This window comes from Ruegeria sp. CE12 (assembly GCF_056537525.1).
In genome coordinates this window covers 46,265-63,665 of the sequence record NZ_JBQFRS010000013.1, presented here as the reverse complement: position 1 = coordinate 63,665, position 17,401 = coordinate 46,265, and the positions used below count along the sequence as shown (strand labels likewise).

12 protein-coding genes are annotated in these 17,401 nt (G+C 52.8%); 8 read left to right on the top strand and 4 right to left on the bottom strand.

Going from position 1 to position 17,401, the window contains the following annotated elements; translation table 11 throughout:
- The first annotated feature begins 268 nt into the window (after nt 1-268).
- The 5 genes from ACR0IO_RS20945 to ACR0IO_RS20925 all read left to right on the top strand — a co-directional run bounded on the left by ACR0IO_RS20945 (nt 269) and on the right by ACR0IO_RS20925 (nt 5,492).
- Nucleotides 269-1,615, top strand: a complete 1,347-nt coding sequence (locus tag ACR0IO_RS20945) for a substrate-binding protein (RefSeq protein ID WP_155147997.1) — start codon at nt 269-271, stop codon at nt 1,613-1,615.
- Nucleotides 1,616-1,720: 105 nt separating this feature from the next.
- A complete protein-coding gene (locus ACR0IO_RS20940; protein WP_480744404.1) occupies nt 1,721-2,752 on the top strand; it encodes a branched-chain amino acid ABC transporter permease in 1,032 nt (343 codons plus the stop codon).
- A gap of 3 nt (nt 2,753-2,755) precedes the next feature.
- Entirely contained in the window at nt 2,756-3,961 is a 1,206-nt protein-coding gene (locus tag ACR0IO_RS20935) for a branched-chain amino acid ABC transporter permease (protein ID WP_155147994.1), read from the top strand.
- A gap of 10 nt (nt 3,962-3,971) precedes the next feature.
- A complete protein-coding gene (locus ACR0IO_RS20930) occupies nt 3,972-4,727 on the top strand; it encodes an ABC transporter ATP-binding protein (RefSeq protein ID WP_155147991.1) in 756 nt (251 codons plus the stop codon).
- Nucleotides 4,728-4,736: 9 nt separating this feature from the next.
- Nucleotides 4,737-5,492 carry an ABC transporter ATP-binding protein gene (locus ACR0IO_RS20925; protein WP_155147989.1) on the top strand — a complete coding sequence of 252 codons (756 nt, stop codon included), beginning with the start codon at nt 4,737-4,739 and terminating at the stop codon, nt 5,490-5,492.
- A gap of 79 nt (nt 5,493-5,571) precedes the next feature.
- On the opposite strand, the gene ACR0IO_RS20920 is transcribed toward ACR0IO_RS20925, so the two are convergent.
- On the bottom strand, nt 5,572-6,450 hold the full coding sequence (locus ACR0IO_RS20920; protein WP_480744399.1) for an AraC family transcriptional regulator: 879 nt from the start codon (nt 6,448-6,450) through the stop codon (nt 5,572-5,574).
- A gap of 138 nt (nt 6,451-6,588) precedes the next feature.
- Here ACR0IO_RS20920 and ACR0IO_RS20915 point away from each other — a divergent pair, with 138 nt between their 5' ends.
- The gene (locus ACR0IO_RS20915) at nt 6,589-7,569 is read left to right on the top strand and encodes an aldo/keto reductase (RefSeq protein ID WP_480744397.1); all 981 of its coding nucleotides are present in this window, start codon (nt 6,589-6,591) and stop codon (nt 7,567-7,569) included.
- Between the two features lie 282 nt (nt 7,570-7,851).
- Here ACR0IO_RS20915 and ACR0IO_RS20910 read toward each other — a convergent pair whose 3' ends face one another.
- Complete coding sequence (locus ACR0IO_RS20910) at nt 7,852-10,638, bottom strand: bifunctional aconitate hydratase 2/2-methylisocitrate dehydratase (RefSeq protein ID WP_480744393.1); 2,787 nt, start codon at nt 10,636-10,638, stop codon at nt 7,852-7,854.
- Between the two features lie 378 nt (nt 10,639-11,016).
- Between ACR0IO_RS20910 and ACR0IO_RS20905 the strand changes: the two genes are divergently transcribed.
- Together ACR0IO_RS20905 and ACR0IO_RS20900 are read left to right on the top strand one after the other, a co-directional pair.
- Complete coding sequence (locus tag ACR0IO_RS20905; protein WP_480744391.1) at nt 11,017-11,940, top strand: SMP-30/gluconolactonase/LRE family protein; 924 nt, start codon at nt 11,017-11,019, stop codon at nt 11,938-11,940.
- A 216-nt stretch (nt 11,941-12,156) separates the two neighbouring features.
- Nucleotides 12,157-15,291 carry an ATP-binding protein gene (locus ACR0IO_RS20900; protein WP_480744388.1) on the top strand — a complete coding sequence of 1,045 codons (3,135 nt, stop codon included), beginning with the start codon at nt 12,157-12,159 and terminating at the stop codon, nt 15,289-15,291.
- Here the strand turns inward: ACR0IO_RS20900 and ACR0IO_RS20895 are convergent.
- Nucleotides 15,288-16,685, bottom strand: a complete 1,398-nt coding sequence (locus tag ACR0IO_RS20895) for a Dyp-type peroxidase (RefSeq protein ID WP_480744385.1) — start codon at nt 16,683-16,685, stop codon at nt 15,288-15,290. The two genes, ACR0IO_RS20900 and ACR0IO_RS20895, sit on opposite strands and share 4 nt — an antisense overlap.
- Nucleotides 16,682-17,398: a hypothetical protein gene (locus ACR0IO_RS20890; protein WP_170335565.1), complete on the bottom strand. Its 717-nt coding sequence runs from the start codon at nt 17,396-17,398 to the stop codon at nt 16,682-16,684. Before ACR0IO_RS20890 ends, ACR0IO_RS20895 begins: the two co-directional genes overlap by 4 nt.
- Between the last annotated feature and the right edge of the window lie 3 nt (nt 17,399-17,401).

The window sequence follows — 17,401 nt, the reverse complement described above, 5'->3', positions numbered from 1 at the left end:
AAAGCGTGCGAAGCCATTCAGGACAGAACATTAGGAATAGTTTTTTTGCATCTAACTGTCAGGAATCATATTAGTTAGCACTACCAGCCTGAAAAAAATTTACAAATATAGCTGCAATTGGTGAATAAATTTACAAAATTTTATTTCAAATCCAGCAATTTGTTGTGAAATTTTCCTTCGGCTTTCCATTATTGATTTGCACATAAGTGCGCTTTCGTCTGCTGGAAGAGGAGCCAAATGACGAAAGAAAGGGAAATGGGAGGAATTAATGACCAATAAATCTGTCACACGCCGCGGCGTGTTGAAGTCTGGTGCCGTCGCAGGTACCGGTCTGGCCCTGCCTACGATCTTTACGGCTTCGTCGGCTGCTGCTTACACCAACGAACCAACCGGAGGGTCCGTAACCCTGGGCTTCAATGTTCCCCAGACTGGGCCGTATGCTGAAGAGGGTAACGACGAGTTGCTGGCGCAACAGCTGGCCGTCGAACATCTCAATGGTGAAGGAGATGGCGGTTGCTTGAACACCTTCACTTCGAAGGCACTGAAGGGCAACGGTATTCTTGGAAAGAAGGTCGAGTTCGTCACAGGCGACACGCAGACCAAGTCAGACGCTGCGCGTGCATCGGCAAAATCGATGATCGAAAAAGACGGCGCCATCATGATCAATGGCGGTTCGTCATCGGGTGTGGCCGTTGCTGTGCAAGGCCTCTGTCAAGAAGCAGGCGTGATCTTCATGGCGGGCCTAACCCACGCCAACGACACGACTGGCAAAGACAAGAAGGCAAATGGTTTCCGCCATTTCTTCAACGCCTACATGTCGGGTGCTGCCCTTGCACCGGTGCTGGCCGCCGAGATGGGCAATGAGCGTCGCGCCTATCACCTGACGGCTGACTACAACTGGGGTTGGACTCAGGAAGAGTCCATTGTTGCCTCGACAGAAGCTTTGGGATGGGAAACGGTCAACACTGTCAAAACACCGCTCGCGTCCACGGACTTCTCGTCCTACATCACTCCGGTTTTGAATTCGGGTGCTGATGTTCTGGTTCTGAACCACTACGGCGGCAACATGGTGAACTCGCTCACCAACGCTATTCAGTTCGGCCTGCTTGACAAGGTGGCCAACGGCAAGGACTTCAAGATCGTCGTTCCGCTGTATTCGGAACTGATGGCCGCTGGTGCAGGCGAGAACATCAAAGGCGTGCTGGGTTCGATGAACTGGAACTGGCAGCTGCAAGATGAGGGCACCAAGGCCTTTGTGAAGTCGTTTGGTGAGAAGTACGGCAAACCGCCGTCCAACTCTGCACAGACCTGCTATGCACAAGTTCTACTTTATGCGGATGCCTGTGAACGTGCTGGTACATTCAACCCGTGCGGCGTTGTCGAAGCTCTGGAAGACTTCGAGTTTGACGGTTTGGGCAACGGTCCGACCTGGTACCGCGGTGCGGACCACCAGTGCTTCAAAGACGTGTTGGTCGTTCGTGGCAACGAGAACCCGACCAACGCCTATGACACTCTGGAAATCGTCGAGATCACGCCGCGCGCGCAGGTCGAATACGACCCCGAGCATCCGATGTTCGCCGGTGGCTCACTGGGTGAGTGTAACCCGGGCGCGTAAGTCCTCGTGTCTAAGTCTGGCTGCCAGGAAGGTGGCCAGACACCTTCAACAGGGCTGATCCTGTTAACCACTTAATTCACACTGACCAACCCTGAGGTGGGGCCAATGGACGCCATCCTATTGCAAATTTTGAACGGTCTGGACAAAGGGTCGGCCTATGCGTTGATTGCGCTGGGGCTGACGCTTATTTTTGGAACGCTGGGTGTTGTGAACTTTGCCCACGGGGCACTGTTCATGATCGGTGCGTTCTGTGCCGTTACTCTGCAAAAGCTCATGAACCTGAGCTTTGTGACCATCGACGAGAGCCAAACCGACTTCCTGGGTAACCCGCTGAAGGTTGAAACACCCTACGTCGAGGCCTGGTTCGGCCCAGAGACCGGTGCGGCGATCATCGATTGGTCTGTTCCACTGGCTGTCCTGTTTGCAATCCCGATCATGTTGGCAGTGGGCTACGTGATGGAACGCGGGTTGATTAAGCACTTCTACAAGCGCCCTCACGCTGACCAGATCCTTGTGACGTTTGGCCTGGCGATTGTGTTGCAGGAAATCGTAAAGTACTTCTTCGGTGCCAATCCAATCCAAACTCCACCGCCTGACGCGCTGAGCGGTTCTATCGACCTTGGCACAATGGTTGGATTTGACCCTAACGCCATAATCTATCCAATTTGGCGTCTGGTTTACTTCGGATTTGCCGTCGCGATCATCGGTGCTGTTTTCTCATTCCTGCAATTCACCACGTTCGGCATGGTCGTGCGCGCCGGAATGGCGGATCGCGAGACCGTAGGATTACTGGGAATAAACATCGACCGGCGCTTTACGATCATGTTCGGTATCGCTGCCGCAGTGGCCGGTTTGGCCGGTGTAATGTACGGGCCGCTGAACCCGCCAAATTATCACATGGGGATGGACTTTCTGGTCCTTAGCTTTGTTGTGGTTGTTGTCGGCGGCATGGGCTCGCTGCCCGGAGCCGTGCTGGCTGGCTTTCTACTGGGCATCCTGGAGAGTTTTGCCTCAACAACCTGGGCCACCACGACAATCCCTGGGATCAACCAAATCATCATCTACCTTGTTGCCATCATTGTGCTTCTGACACGCCCGCGTGGGTTGATGGGACGCAAAGGCGTGATGGAGGAATAATCGATGTTTGGACTGAACAAAAAAGACACCAGCCTTCTGATCATCGTCGGCCTTCTCACTCTGCTGGCCCCATTCATCCTGAACCCGTTCCCAGAAGGCAGCGCCATGGCGCAATTTAACGCGGGTTATCCGGACTTGATGCAGCGTTTCGTGATCTTTGGCATCTTTGCCATCGGGTTCAACATCCTATTCGGCCTTACAGGATACCTGTCATTCGGTCATGCAGCCTTTTTGGGTGTCGGATCGTATTCAGCCGTATGGATGTTCAAGTTGCTGAGCTACAATATCATTCCAGCGATCGCACTCAGCGTTGTGGTTGCCGGGGTGTTCTCACTGCTGATTGGTTATGTCAGTCTGCGTCGGTCGGGCATCTACTTTTCGATCCTGACTCTGGCCTTTGCGCAGATGAGTTTTGCATTGGCCTACTCTGTTTTGTCGAACCCCAAGTTCAACCTAACCAACGGGGAAACCGGCCTGCAGGTTTACGCAGACGATCCGCAAATCTTGCAAGGCGCCAACTCACCAGACCTGCCGCATCTATTCGGGCTGCCGATGCGCGCAACCTATACAATGGACGTGGGAGCGTGGAGCTTTGATTTTAACGCGGGATACTATCTATGTGCGATAATCATGATGATGGTATTCTATCTGTCCATCCGTATCTTCCGCTCACCTTTTGGCATGATGCTACGGGCGGTCAAATCAAACCAGCAACGGATGAGCTATACCGGCCTAAACTCAAAGCCGTACACATTGGCGGCGTTTGTAATCTCTGGCATGTATGCCGGTCTAGCTGGTGGTCTGATGGCGGCAATGGATCCGCTTGCAGGCGCAGAGCGTATGCAGTGGACCGCTTCGGGTGAAGTCGTTCTGATGACGATCCTGGGTGGTACAGGCACTTTGATCGGTCCAGTACTGGGTGCAGGTTTCATCAAATATTTCGAGAATATTTTCTCGAAGATAAATGACAACGTGTTGCACAGTTGGTTTGCTTTCCTGCCTGACGGTTTGGAGGACGCGGTAGTGTTCGTGATCCATCCGTTCATTGGAAAAGGTTGGCATCTGACGCTCGGCATCCTTTTCATGCTGGTCGTTATCTACTTGCCAGGTGGTCTTGTCGAAGGTGGCCAGCGTTTGCTTAACCGGATCAAGCGCAAGAAATCAAAAGCCGACGATGCAACGTCAGGCAAAACGGAACCGGCGGAATAAGGGGCGCGCCATGGCAATTCTAAGAGTCAAAGACGTCAGCAAGCGTTTCGGCGGTCTCAAGGCACTAACGGACGTAAATCTCAGTGTTGAGGAAAACTCGGTTCACGCGATCATTGGCCCCAATGGTGCCGGCAAGTCGACTTTGCTAAATTGTCTGGTGGGCAAGCTTATGCCCGACACCGGTTCCGTATTGTTCGACAACGCCTCTGTGTTGGGGCGTGAACCCTATCAGATCAACCAGATGGGTATTAGCCGCGTGTTCCAGACGCCGGAGATTTTTGGTGAGCTGACAGTGATGGAGAACATGTTGATCCCGATTTTTGCAATGCGGGACGGTGCATTCCGAATGCATGCATATGAGACCATCGCAAACGAGCGCGACATCGTCGATCAAGCTGAAGCCATGCTGGAAGAGATGAATATGGCAGACAAACGCGAAATGCATGCTGCCTCGCTGTCGCGCGGTGACAAGCGGCGGCTTGAGATTGGCATGTGCCTCAGCCAAAATCCGCGGCTACTTCTACTGGATGAACCCACGGCTGGGATGGCGAGGGCGGATACCAACAACACGATCGATCTGCTAAAACAAATTAAGGATGAGCGCGACATCACCATCGCAATCATCGAGCATGACATGCATGTGGTCTTCAGCCTTGCCGAACGCATCACTGTTCTGGCTCAGGGTACACCCCTGGTTGAAGATACTCCTGAAAACATCCGCGGTAACCCCAAGGTTCGCGAGGCCTATCTAGGCGAGGCTGCGTAAGGAAAAGCTATGAACGAGAAACCTGACTTTTCGAAAAACGCCAATTTGGCCAGCACGGCACCTGCGTTTCTCTCCGTTTGGGATATGCACTCCTACTATGGAGAAAGCTACATCGTGCAAGGCGTCAGCTTCAATGTGCACGAAGGTGAAATTCTTGCTCTTCTCGGGCGCAACGGCGCGGGTAAAACCTCAACACTTCGTTCGATCGCGAGAGTTGGAGAGCCTGAAGTAAGACATGGTGAAATCTGGCTTGACCATAAGCCGTTACACAACATGACTAGCTACGAAGCCGCCGCGGCAGGCCTTGGTCTGGTACCGGAAGACAGGCGAATTATTCCCGGACTGACTGTTGAAGAAAACCTGCAGCTTGCTCAGATTGCACCGCCAATCGGATGGTCGCTGGAACGGCTTTACGAACTGTTCCCACGTTTGGGTGAGCGTAGAAAACAAGAGGGAATTACACTGTCAGGAGGCGAACAGCAGATGCTGTCAATCGCCAGAGCCTTGGCGAGGGACATCAAGGTCTTACTCTTGGATGAACCTTATGAGGGACTGGCTCCTGTCATTGTCGATGAAATCGAAAAGACCCTTATTCACGTCAAGCAACAGGGTATGACCACGATCATTGTTGAGCAAAACGCCGTACGCGCTTTGGAGTTGGCGGACCGTGCGATCATACTAGATACCGGAACCATTGTATTTGATGGTACGGCGAAAGAGGTGCTTGAGGACACCAATCTTCGTGAAGAATATCTAGCAATCTAGTTCGCATATTTCGCGCTAATTAGGCCAAAAGGGCAGACTTAAAACGCGTCCAAAGCACTTGTTTGCTTCGGAGGTAAGTTTACTGACTTGCGCGAACCTTCGCCAATTCTCGTTCCGCAGCAGCATCTTGAAGCGGCGGCAATCCAAATAGTCGTCGATATTCGCGGCTGAATTGGGACGTGCTTTCATAGCCTACACGGTAAGCCACCGACGCAGCGTTGCCTTCACGGGCAACCAGATAACGCTTGGCTTCATGCAGCCGGAACTGCTTTTGATATTGGAGTGGGCTGATACCTGCGACTTTCTTAAAGCGACGGTGGAAGGTCGTAAGGCTCATGCCCGCCAATTCAGCCAATTCACGGACCTCTAATCGTTCAGCATGATGTTGACGTATGAATTCCATCGTCTGACGAATGCGGGATAGATCGGAATCTGCTGTGCCAATCTGACGTAAGAATGGACCCATTGGTCCAACGAGAAACCTATACAGAAGTTCCTGCTCATACAGAGGTCCAAGCGCTTGTATTTCATCTGGACGGTCGAGCATACCCAACAGTCTGCCCCAAGTTTCAATCAGCAATTCAGAAGCTGACTGCAACCCAAAGCTTTGATTGCCCGAGTGTTCAGATACCGGGGCTTTTCGCATCGCGTCAGCGAGTTTGGTTGTATTGATCGTTAAAGCAAGCGCCAGAAAAGGTTCGCTGACAGATGCGCGGGTGACTTGTCCGAGCGCCGACAATTCTGCTGCTATCATCAGGCAAGAGCCACCCGAGTAATCCAGCACCTTTTCCCCGATGATGGTGCGTTTTTCGCCCTGTAAAATCAGGCAAACGCTTGGCTCATATATGAGTGGGATCAACTCTGTAGGCTGGTCCAGCTTATGTATTTCCAAGTCAGGAATCGCAGATGAGCCTGCATGTTTCAACGCAAGCTCTTTGAGATCGGATAGCTGTTTCATGCAAGGAATAAGGCGATTCCTATGTGGATAGTCAATATCGTGACAGAAACAGGCAATGAATGCACATGATCAGGCAGGGACGACTCTTTCTCCATGCCCATATGCTCCACAACGATCAATCAAGAATGGAGTATTGATATGAAAAAGCGACAACTGGGCAGCCATGGACTTGAGGTATCCGCCCTCGGCTATGGTGCGATGGGGGTGACGTCTTTCTATGGAACAAGTGATGAGGCGTCCGCCCTTGCCGCTGTCCAGAAAGCCTATGATTTAGGGGTCACCTTCTTCGACACAGCAGAACTGTACGGCTGGGGTGAGAATGAAAAATTCATTGGCCGCGCGGTCAAAGAGTTTCGCGATGACATCGTGATCGCAACCAAGTTCGGATTCTCACCCGATCCTGAAGGCGGTATGAGCATCGGTTTGAACAGCACCCCCGAGAACATTCGCAATGTGACCGAAAACAGCCTGCGCTATCTGGATACTGACCGCATTGATCTTCTCTATCAGCACCGGCCAGACCCCAATGTTCCGATTGAGGACGTTGCAGGCACCGTCGCTGACCTCATCGAAGAAGGCAAAGTGCTGCATTTCGGACTAAGCGAGGCGGGTGAAAAAACACTCCGACGTGCCCATGCTGTGCAACCCGTCGCAGCACTACAAACAGAGTATTCGCTCTTTGCTCGGGATGTAGAAGTGCTGTTTCCAGTACTGCGCGAACTCGGGATTGGTTTTGTTCCCTATTCACCACTAGGGCGCGGGTTCCTGGCAGGTCACGCAAAACCTGCGAACGACTATGAGGAGACCGATTTCCGAAAGTTTGACCCACGTTGGCAGCCCGGCAACTATGAAAAGAACGTCAACGCGGTTGAAAAACTCAAAGCGCTCGCCAAAACGAAGAACGCATCTGTCTCACAACTTGCGCTGGCGTGGCTTTTGGCACAAGGCGACAACATCGCTCCTATCCCAGGTACACGTAGTCAGGAACGACTGACAGAAAACGTCGGCGCGGCAGAACTTGATCTGAATGCTGATGACTTGAAAGCTATCGCGGAAATCCTTCCGAAGGGAGGATTTGGTGCGCGATACGCAGAAGCGTTCATGCCGCAGTGGGACTAATCTCGCGCTCAGCGAGTGACTTTGTCTGACTTGAGTTCACTGCTGAAAATTAAGACAGCGGTCGTCGGTGGTAAGTACGATGGCCGCTTCGTCCCGCTATTCGGAATCGCAAGGTTTCATCATCATTATCCGGTAGGGGTAAAGGCGCACCAATAGCCTGATAGTTTTGGACACGATCGATCGCTCTGGCAGATCAGCGATTTCTGACCGGAAACCCAAACCCTGCTTGTGATCAAACCAAGAGAAAACCCCCAAAACTGTTAGTCCTGGGGGCTCTGATGGTTAGTAGTGGATCGAACGCTGACCCGGTGTTTTCTGAAGTGGAGGCGCAAATTTCGTCAGGTCAATTCCATCTACAGCGCGCTTGTATTCATCCATGTTCGGGGTGCGACCCAGAATGGCCGACAGGACAACTACAGGAGTTGATGCCAACAGTGACTCGCCCTTCTTCTCAGCCGAATCCTCAACAACCCGGCCCTTGAACAGACGTGTGGATGTGGCAAGGACGGTATCACCTTTTGCGGCTTTTTCCTGGTTACCCATGCAAAGGTTACATCCCGGACGTTCAAGATACAGGATGTTCTCATATTCGACCCGAGCTGCGCTTTTGGGTGCCGCATCGTCGAACTCGAACCCCGAGTACTTTTGCAGAACTGCCCAATCGCCCTCTTCCTTCAACTCATCAATGATGTTGTAAGTCGGAGCCGAAACAACCAGCGGAGCATTGAACGCGATCTTTTCATGCGTCTTTTCAAGGTTACGAAGCATCTGTGCGACGATCTTCAAATCACCTTTATGCACCATGCATGAGCCGACAAAACCCAGATCAACCTTCTTTTCACCGTTGTAGTAAGAGACAGGCCGGATCGTATCATGTGTGTACCGCTTGGAGACGTCTTCATTGTTGACGTCAGGGTCCGCAATCATGGGCTCGTCGACCTGATCTAGATCCACGACCAGTTCTGCAAAGTAATTTGCATTCAAGTCGGGGGTCAGGGCGGGTTTTGAGCCGGATTTAATCTCGGCAATGCGCTTATCGGCGATGTCGATCAAGCCCTGAAGAGTCTGGGCCTGGTTGTCCATTCCCTTGTCGATCATGATCTGGATGCGGCTCTTGGCGATTTCGAGCGATTCAATCAGCGTTTCGTTTTCGGAAATACAGATCGATGCTTTGGCCTTCATCTCAGCCGACCAGTCGGTGAAGGTGAATGCCTGATCTGCGATCAGCGTGCCGATGTGAACCTCGATGACGCGTCCCTGAAAGACATTGTCTCCGAATTGCTTCAGCATCTGAGCCTGCGTTGCATGTACCACATCACGGAAGTCCATGTGATCCTTGAGGGTTCCTTTGAACGTAACCTTCACGGATTCCGGGATTGGCATCGTTGCCTCACCTGTTGCCAAAGCAAGCGCAACGGTTCCCGAGTCCGCACCAAAGGCTACACCCTTTGACATACGGGTGTGAGAGTCGCCACCGATGATAACTGCCCAGTCATCGACCGTGATATCGTTTAGAACTTTGTGAATCACGTCCGTCATGGCGTGGTATTCACCCTTTGGATCCCGTGCGGTGATCAGGCCGAACTTGTTCATGAAACTCATGAGCTTTGGGATGTTTTCCTGCGCCTTGAAATCCCAGACCGAGGCGGTATGGCACCCGGACTGATACGCACCGTCAACAGTCGGGGAGATCACGGTCGCGGCCATGGACTCAAGCTCTTGTGCAGTCATCAGGCCGGTTGTGTCCTGCGAACCGACGATGTTCACCTTGACCCTAACGTCCGATCCGGCATGCAGGACGGCCCCGTCGGCGACACCAACTGCATTCTTGTTGAAGATCTTCTCAACCGCGGTCAGGCCTTGTCCTTCATGCGAGATCTCTTTGGACGCAGCAAAGACAGGTGGCGTTTCAACGCCGAGTGTCTGTGCAGCGAAGCTCTGAAGCTTTTTACCAAACACGATCGCATAGGAGCCGCCGGCCTTGATGAACTCGACTTTTTGCGGGGTCAGTGACGAAGAGATATCAACCAGCTCTTTATCGCCGTCATAGAGCTTTTTCGTCTTGGTGTTGATTGTCAGCACAGTGCCATTATCAACCGAGTAGGCTTGCTCAAGAACCGGTTCGTCATTGTCATCCAGGACCGGCTGACCGTCTGCATCAAGTTTCTTGACCCAGTTTTTCAGGTCAATCCCAATGCCGCCTGTCACTCCGACGGTTGTCAGAAAGATCGGCGAAATACCGTTCGTACCAGCCACAATCGGAGCGATGTTGACGAATGGCACATAGGGGCTTGCCTGCTTACCAGTCCACAAAGCCACATTGTTCACGCCCGACATCCGGGACGAACCCACGCCCATGGTCCCCTTTTCCGCGATCAGCATGACGCGCTTGTCCGGGTGCTGCTTCTGCAGTTCCTGAATTTCGACCTGAGCCGCTTCGGAGATCATACATTTACCATGCAATTCACGGTCAGACCTGGAGTGAGCCTGATTACCAGGCGAAAGAAGGTCGGTCGAAACATCACCTTCTGCGGTAATGTATGTTACAACCTGAATTTCCTCATCGATGTCGGGAAGCTTGGTAAAGAACTCGGCCTTGGCGTAGCTTTCCAAAACTTCTTTGGCGACCGCATTACCAGCGGCGTAGGCAGACGCCAGGCGGTCAGTATCTGCTTCATACAGAAATACCTGTGTTTTCAGCACTTCGGCCGCTTGCTGAGCGATCTCCAGATCATCCCCTAGCGCCAGATCAAGAAGGGCGTCGACGGAAGGGCCACCCTTCATGTGCGACAAAAGCTCAAAGGCAAAAGCCGGTGAAATCTCTTCAACGGTCGCCGTGCCTAGAATGATCTCTTTCAGGAACCCAGCCTTTTCGCCTGCAGCGCTGGTTGTGCCCGGCAAGGTGTTGTATACGAAGAACTTCAGGGATTCTTGCCTGTGTTCATTTTCAACATCTTTTATTTGCGAGATGATTTCTTTTGTGAGCGCGCCGTCTTCGATAGGCTTTGGGTGCAGCCCCTGCCCTTTGCGCGTTTCAATCTCATTTAGGTAGTCTGTGAACAGGCTCATGATTTTCCCGACGTATAAGCGTTAAATGAAGCTTGAACGATGGGCCTCAGCAGTGACTGGCGAACCCGGAGAAGCTTGCTGTATGCGGCGGTATACCAAAAGAAACAGAGTTGCAAGAATTACGGATCGTGGCATGTTGCCCCACCTGACCCATACCTGAAAGTTGCTTGCAGCGTCAGGTTTGGTTCACCACCTGCTTCCTATTTGGCAGTGAAGAGTTTTCACCCTGCAACTTCGACATCACGATAGCAGAAGTAGCCGGTTATCCGTCTTGACCCAACTTCAGGATCCGGCGTTTCTTAACAGCTAAAAAGCAAATCATCTGGCCTGCAGTGAATTCACAGTGTTATTGGTCAGCATGATATGAGGAGGAGCGGTATGTCATTGAAACTGGAAGAAATGTGCAACGGGCTGGGATTTCCTGAAGGCCCTGTGGCAATGGATGACGGATCACTGCTTTTCGTCGATATCAAAGAACAGACACTGCTGCGTCTCAGCGAAGATGGCAAAGTCAGCGTAGTTGCTGAAATCCCGGGGGGTCCGAATGGCATTGCCATCGGCCCTGATGGCGCCGCATATGTTTGTAACAATGGTGGCGTCTACAGCTTTGTGCCCTACGGCCCCGAGCAAATTACGGTCCCTGCCCCGATACGACCGAACTACAAGGGAGGATCAGTCCACCGTGTAGATCTGGACACGGGGGAAGTAACTCAACTCTACGATTCGTATGACGGAAAGCGCCTCATCGCTCCGGACGATATCGTTTTCGACACTTCCGGGGGATTTTGGTTCACTGACACGGGCATTCAGGATGAAGAATCGACGCGATATGGCGGCCTATATTATGCAACCATCGACGGAAAATCCCTGACCAAAGCCGCCACCATACCGATGCCAAACGGTGTGGGACTGTCGCCAGATGGCAAGACTGTTTACGTATCAGACACTGTTTACGGACGTCTCTGGGCGATGGAAATCACTGCTCCCGGTAAAGTGAAGCCGGGACCTTTGCCCGGAATGCCGGGAAATGTTGTTCAAACGCTACCCGGATACCAGTGGCTTGATAGTCTCAAGGTCGAAGAAGACGGACGTGTTTGCGTGGGAACATTGTTCACCGGTGGCATCACAGTATTCAATCTCGACGGAACCACGGAACACGTTGAAATACCAGATCTTTTCACAACCAACATGTGCTTCGGTGGCAGTGACATGCGTGACTTGTGGATTACCGCCTCAAGCACAGGCAAGATCTACAAGACCAGATGGCCTCGGCCCGGATTGAAACTTGTTTATTCAGCCTGATCTCAAAAACAAGATCGACTTTGCGCAATCAGCAACCCGGTTCAACCCTTAGCTGTGTAATGCGTGACATTTTGGCTGCCGTTCAATGAACCTTGGCCACGTGATGTTGCGTAAGTCTGGCGGGACAACCTTTGCTGTAGTAGATAGGTTTTTCAGATGGGGGATGTTGCGAACATACCAGTGTCACAGCAAGCTAGCCTTGGTGAAAGACGCCAGGTGTCCGTGTTGTTCGCGGACATGGTCGGTTATACTGCTATCGTTGCCGAACTTGGCGAAGAGAAGGCCCTCAATTTTGTCCGCCTAACCTACGAGACGCTGACCAACGCTGTTGAGGAGCATGGCGGTACAGTGCGCGACTTTGCTGGCGACAGCATCATGGCTTTGTTCGGCATCCCGGAAGCACTTGAAGATGCAGCACTGCGCGCATGCCGGGCAGCGATGGCGATTCACAAAGCCCTGGCGACAGCAGCGGATGATCTGGAAGCAGAATTCGGGGTACGCCCACGCATGCGTGTTGGCATCAGTTCCGGAACTGTCCTGATGGCCGCGGTGCAGGGCGAAGACGGACCAACAACTGCGGTTGGCAGCACGGTCAATCTCGCGGCGCGCATTGAGAATCTTGCACCGCCAGCTGGTACCTTGATGTGCGATACGACACGTCGACTAGTCGAATGGGTCGCCGATCTGAGCTTCAACGGTGAGCATCAGATCAAAGGTTTGCTCAAACCGCAGAAGCTCTGGCAATTGCAGTCGGTCAGCAATGATGCAACACGCTTTGATGCCTCTATTGCGCGTGGGCTCAGCAGCTATGTCGGGCGAGTTGGGGAACTGAACCAGCTATTCGATGCGCTGGCCAATGTAGATGACGCCCTGTCCGTCATTGATCTGGTCGCTGAGCCCGGTTTGGGCAAGACGCGCCTTGTGTTCGAATTTCTTAAGAGAGTGCCTTCCGAAGAAGCCTCGGTTCTTTCCGGCTATTGCTTTGCGGATGGTCAGCAGGTGCCCTTCCTGCCCTTTCTGGAAATCATGCGCAGTGCGTTCAAAATTCGCGAGGCCGATGATCCGACAGAAGTGGCTCGCAAGCTGGAAAAGGGATTGACCGCCGCGGATTTGCACTCGGCTGAAAACTTGGGCTTACTGCTCAACTTGCTGGGCCTGAAACCTCCCGCAGGTGCACTTGACGGGCTTGATGGAGTTTTGATCGGTCTGCGCACGCGCGAACTGCTGCCAGCTTTGATGAAGGCAAAATGTGCGCATGGCAAAGTGATCCTGCTGATTGAAGATGCACATTGGATCGATTCCGCTTCAGAAGAGCTTGTTCGAAATCTGGTTGAAAGTGGTCAGCAGAATAACCTGCTGATCATCCAGACGCGGCGCCCGGAATATACTCCGGGTTGGAATGCGCATGCCGGTGTAACAACGATTTCGCTCGGCCCGTTACCGTCTGACGATATTACCTATCTGGCCCAGACGCGGCTCGGGGTAGATACATTGCCGGACGACCTGGCTTCCCAATTGACAGAACGTGCTGGAGGAAACCCTCTTTTTGGAGAGGAGCTACTAGGTTTCCTGCTAGATGAAGGCACCCTGAGAGTTGATGCAGGACGAGCTTATTTTGAAGTTGGCAAAGGTGAGAATGAACTGCCCGTAAGTATGCGTGGCCTGCTCGCCGCCAGAATGGAACACCTCAAACCAGAAGACCGCGAGCTGTTGCAAGCAGCCGCTGTCATTGGACGAAGGTTTGATCCTGGCCTGTTGTCTCAACTGGTTGAAAAGCCCGGCGGCGTAGGGGCAGCGCTACAAAGGCTGCAAGCTCTAGACGTTCTTTATCGGGAAACCAACTCTTCCGACTATATTTTCAAACATGTCCTGCTGCGAGACTCGGTGTACCAAAGCCTCGTATCAACTCGCCGGTCGGCACTGCATCTGGCCATCGCGGATATGTTGGAGTTGAGAAACTCGAACCGACTTCAGGAAGTTGCTGAAACCCTTGCCCATCACTATGGGCTCACAGATCGAACGGATCAGGCCTTCAAGTACAGCACTTTGGCAGGTGTAAAGAGCTTGGGCATCTACTCCCTTGACGAAGCCAACAAGTACTTTGTTTCTGCACTCGAACTTTATCAAAGCGATCCGGGCTGCGCCACGAATGAGCAATTTGTGGAGTTTCTTGCAGATTTTGCCTTGTGCTCGAATATTTCGATGCGTGTGCTCAAACTGATCGAACTAGCTGATAATGTTCGGCCGATCCTCGAAGAAGCTGGAGACAGCAGCCATCACGCCCTTTTCCTGCATCACTACGTTTCCTGTCTCGTCTGCAATGGAAAATTCCGCAAGGCACATGGTGTTCAGCAAGAGCTGACCGCAATGGCTGAACGACTTGGTGACCCGGCCTCCCGAGCGTATGCCATGGTTAATGAACTATCGGTGTCCATCTACTTTGCACCGATTGAAAACGATCTGTTCAACGCCAAGATCGCCGAAATCGAAAGCTATCTGGAAAAGATTGAAGACGCCTATATTCAGAACTTCTTCCTGGCGACCATCGGTTGGAATGAACTCAATCGTGGTCGGGTCGCTGCGGCACATGCCAATTCGGATCGAATGATCGCCGTTGGCAAGGCCAAGAACGATCCACGCTCGCTTGGTTACGGCACCGCGATGAAAGCCCTGATTGCGATGGTCACTGACGACCATGAGCTTGCACTAAAAATGGCAGAAGAAGCACGACGCCAGTCACAGGTCGAATTTGAGTTGGCCATCGCCGAAGTTGCGCGGGTCAGTTCGATGATACCCTTGGGCAAACCGGGTGCCCTTGAGACGGTCAAACAACATATCAGCACATGCGATGCCAAAGGCTGGGCATTATTCACCAACGGCCCAGCAACCATGCTGGGTGTCGCCTACGCTCTGAATGGTCAGATTGCCGAGGGGCTACGCCAGATCAAAGATGTTATTCGCCAGCGCGACGAAGATGGTACCCAAACCGCTGCAGACTGGGGCCGCCTCTTCCTATGTGAAATGCATCTGGCCATTCTCACGGGTGAAGGTGGAGGATCGCTTGGCGTCTTGTTCAGAAATCTGCGCTCGATCCTTCGGGTCATGATCTTTGGTGAAAAAGAAATGATCGCCATGATCGAACACATTCGCAAGAATCCGCAATTCGACAGTGGTGGTCATTACATCGCTCGCTGCGACATGATCATGGGCCTGCTTTACAAGGCAAAAAAGAAAAGGCCCTTGGCCGTGGAACATCTGCAGCGGGCCCGTCTGGTCGTGGAAACCGCGGGCCAGTCGCCGATGCTCACACGGATCGATACCGCATTGAATGAGCTTTCCCTGAGCGCCTAATTAGTCAACTCTGACAGGTACTTGATCGCAGCAATGCTTGGCAGGAACGTATAGGCTCCGCCCCGCGACGTGATCAGGCGGGGAATGCCGCGAATGCGGATCGTGTCACCATCCGGCAATCTCATGTCGAACCAGCTGGTTTCAGCTGTGTTTGCACCCAACAGCGGATCATTGGATCCGGTGATGGTCGGATCATGAAGACCAAGATTGATCCAGTCGCACATAACCGCTTCGAACTGCGCACCTATATTGGCTCCGATGAAGCTGCCAAGCAGTCCGCGCTCATGACTGTCCGGTTGCTGAGGATCGAAATCCGGACCGTATGACATCCCGCGCCGTACGAGACGCCTGGTATAGTTGGCGATACGCTGAACGATGGGTCCACCACGAGGATTTCCGCGTCGCAAGTGTGAACCGGCCGGGCAGCGAGAATTGCGCGTGTAGTCGAAATTAGTTAGCGAGACAGGCTCTTCGGGGAATTGCGCATCAGGAGACAACTCGTATGGCACACCGTTGCGCCACCTACCGCACATCTGTGCGGCAACAACCTCACGCAATGCGCCATGCAGATCCAACCCCTCGCCAATCCGGTCAAGATTTTCAGGATCAGCCAGTTGCGTTGCTTCAGGATGCTCCATCAACTCGGTGGCGGCCTGATCCAGATAAGCTTCGAAACCTACAACATCCTGCGCAAGAATGCGGAAAGCGTTGAACGACCCATTGAACCCCAATTCATGGGGCGTAGGGACCCGAAACGTCACCCCTTCCTGACGTGTGGGATAGCCCAGCAACGCCGTACCAAGTGGATCGATGGGTTCATCCACACCTACCTGATCCGGATCGATGACATGTTTGAAGCGTGGCTGCGAAATGCCGTCAACATAACCAAAGAACACCTTGCCTTCGGGCAGATTTCGCCCGTTGCGCACGCCCAGAACATTAAACGCACCTGCCACCTGTGCCTGAACCTCATCCAAAGGTTCTTCGGTATCCGCGTGTATCGAGGCAATGATGTGCACACGATCCGGAGTATCGAAGGGCGCTGGCCAGTGTTCGGGGGCACTCTCCCCGAAATCTCCAATTTTCATGGCGCGTTTCGCCATACCCTGCCGGAATTCGGTCGGGAATGTATCCAAATGCTCTGAAGGCGTGCCCAGCGCGCGCAAACCTTCAAATGTCACACCGATATTGAAACAAACCGCGGGCTTCTGGCGCCATGTCGTGTCTCGTGTAATCGCCGGAACATCCGGGTTGTTCCCATCTACCGAAGCAGCCAAAAAACCTCTTGCCGCTGCCAGATCATTAACCTCAAGAATGAGATGTCGTACAAAGTTGCGGCGATAGCCACGCAGGATGTTGCCCTGAATATCGTCGAGATCGAAAGCCTTGTTCACCAGCCCACTCCGAATTTGCTGCGTACTTGAGCGGCAGAAACACCGGGATAAGCGCGGTAACCGCCACCCAGTGAAATGTTGGGATTTGCATGTAACTGCAGGATCAGATCGCGCGGTAGCGAGCCGATCATGTGCGGCGGATCATTGGGAACTAGCCCTTTAGCTGCGTCCTGCAGACCGAACAAATCTGTTGGGAAGTCAGGCGCTTGAAACAGATCATGCTCATGCACCCAATCGATGAACTTTTCAACGTTGTGCTCGGTCGGCATAAGCTCATCACCGCCTTCGACCAACGACATAACATCGTTGAAGACACTGCCTATCGTTGTGATGAAATCCCGGATGTAATTGCTGAAATCGCCATCATAGACAGATATCATGCAGATGTTGTTTCCGATCAGCAAAAAGCGCGCAAAGTGCACTGTACCCACATTGTCGAGGCCAGCAAAAATCTCATCGACATTCTGGGCAATCGCCAACGTTGCCCGCGCCCGCCCTGCCGGTGACGGATCCTTCAGAGGCATGATGAGGTTCATCATCCTCTGAACATTTTCGCTGGGCTGCGGTGACGGGCGGGGCCCACCCGGCAGCTTTGGCTTCGGCTCTTTCCAGATCCAGTACGGCACGACCACGTAGCGGGAGAGGAAATTAAACCATCCTCGCTCGGGCAAACTGTTGACATAGCGATTGAACCATCCGTTCCGGCTTGTCATGGC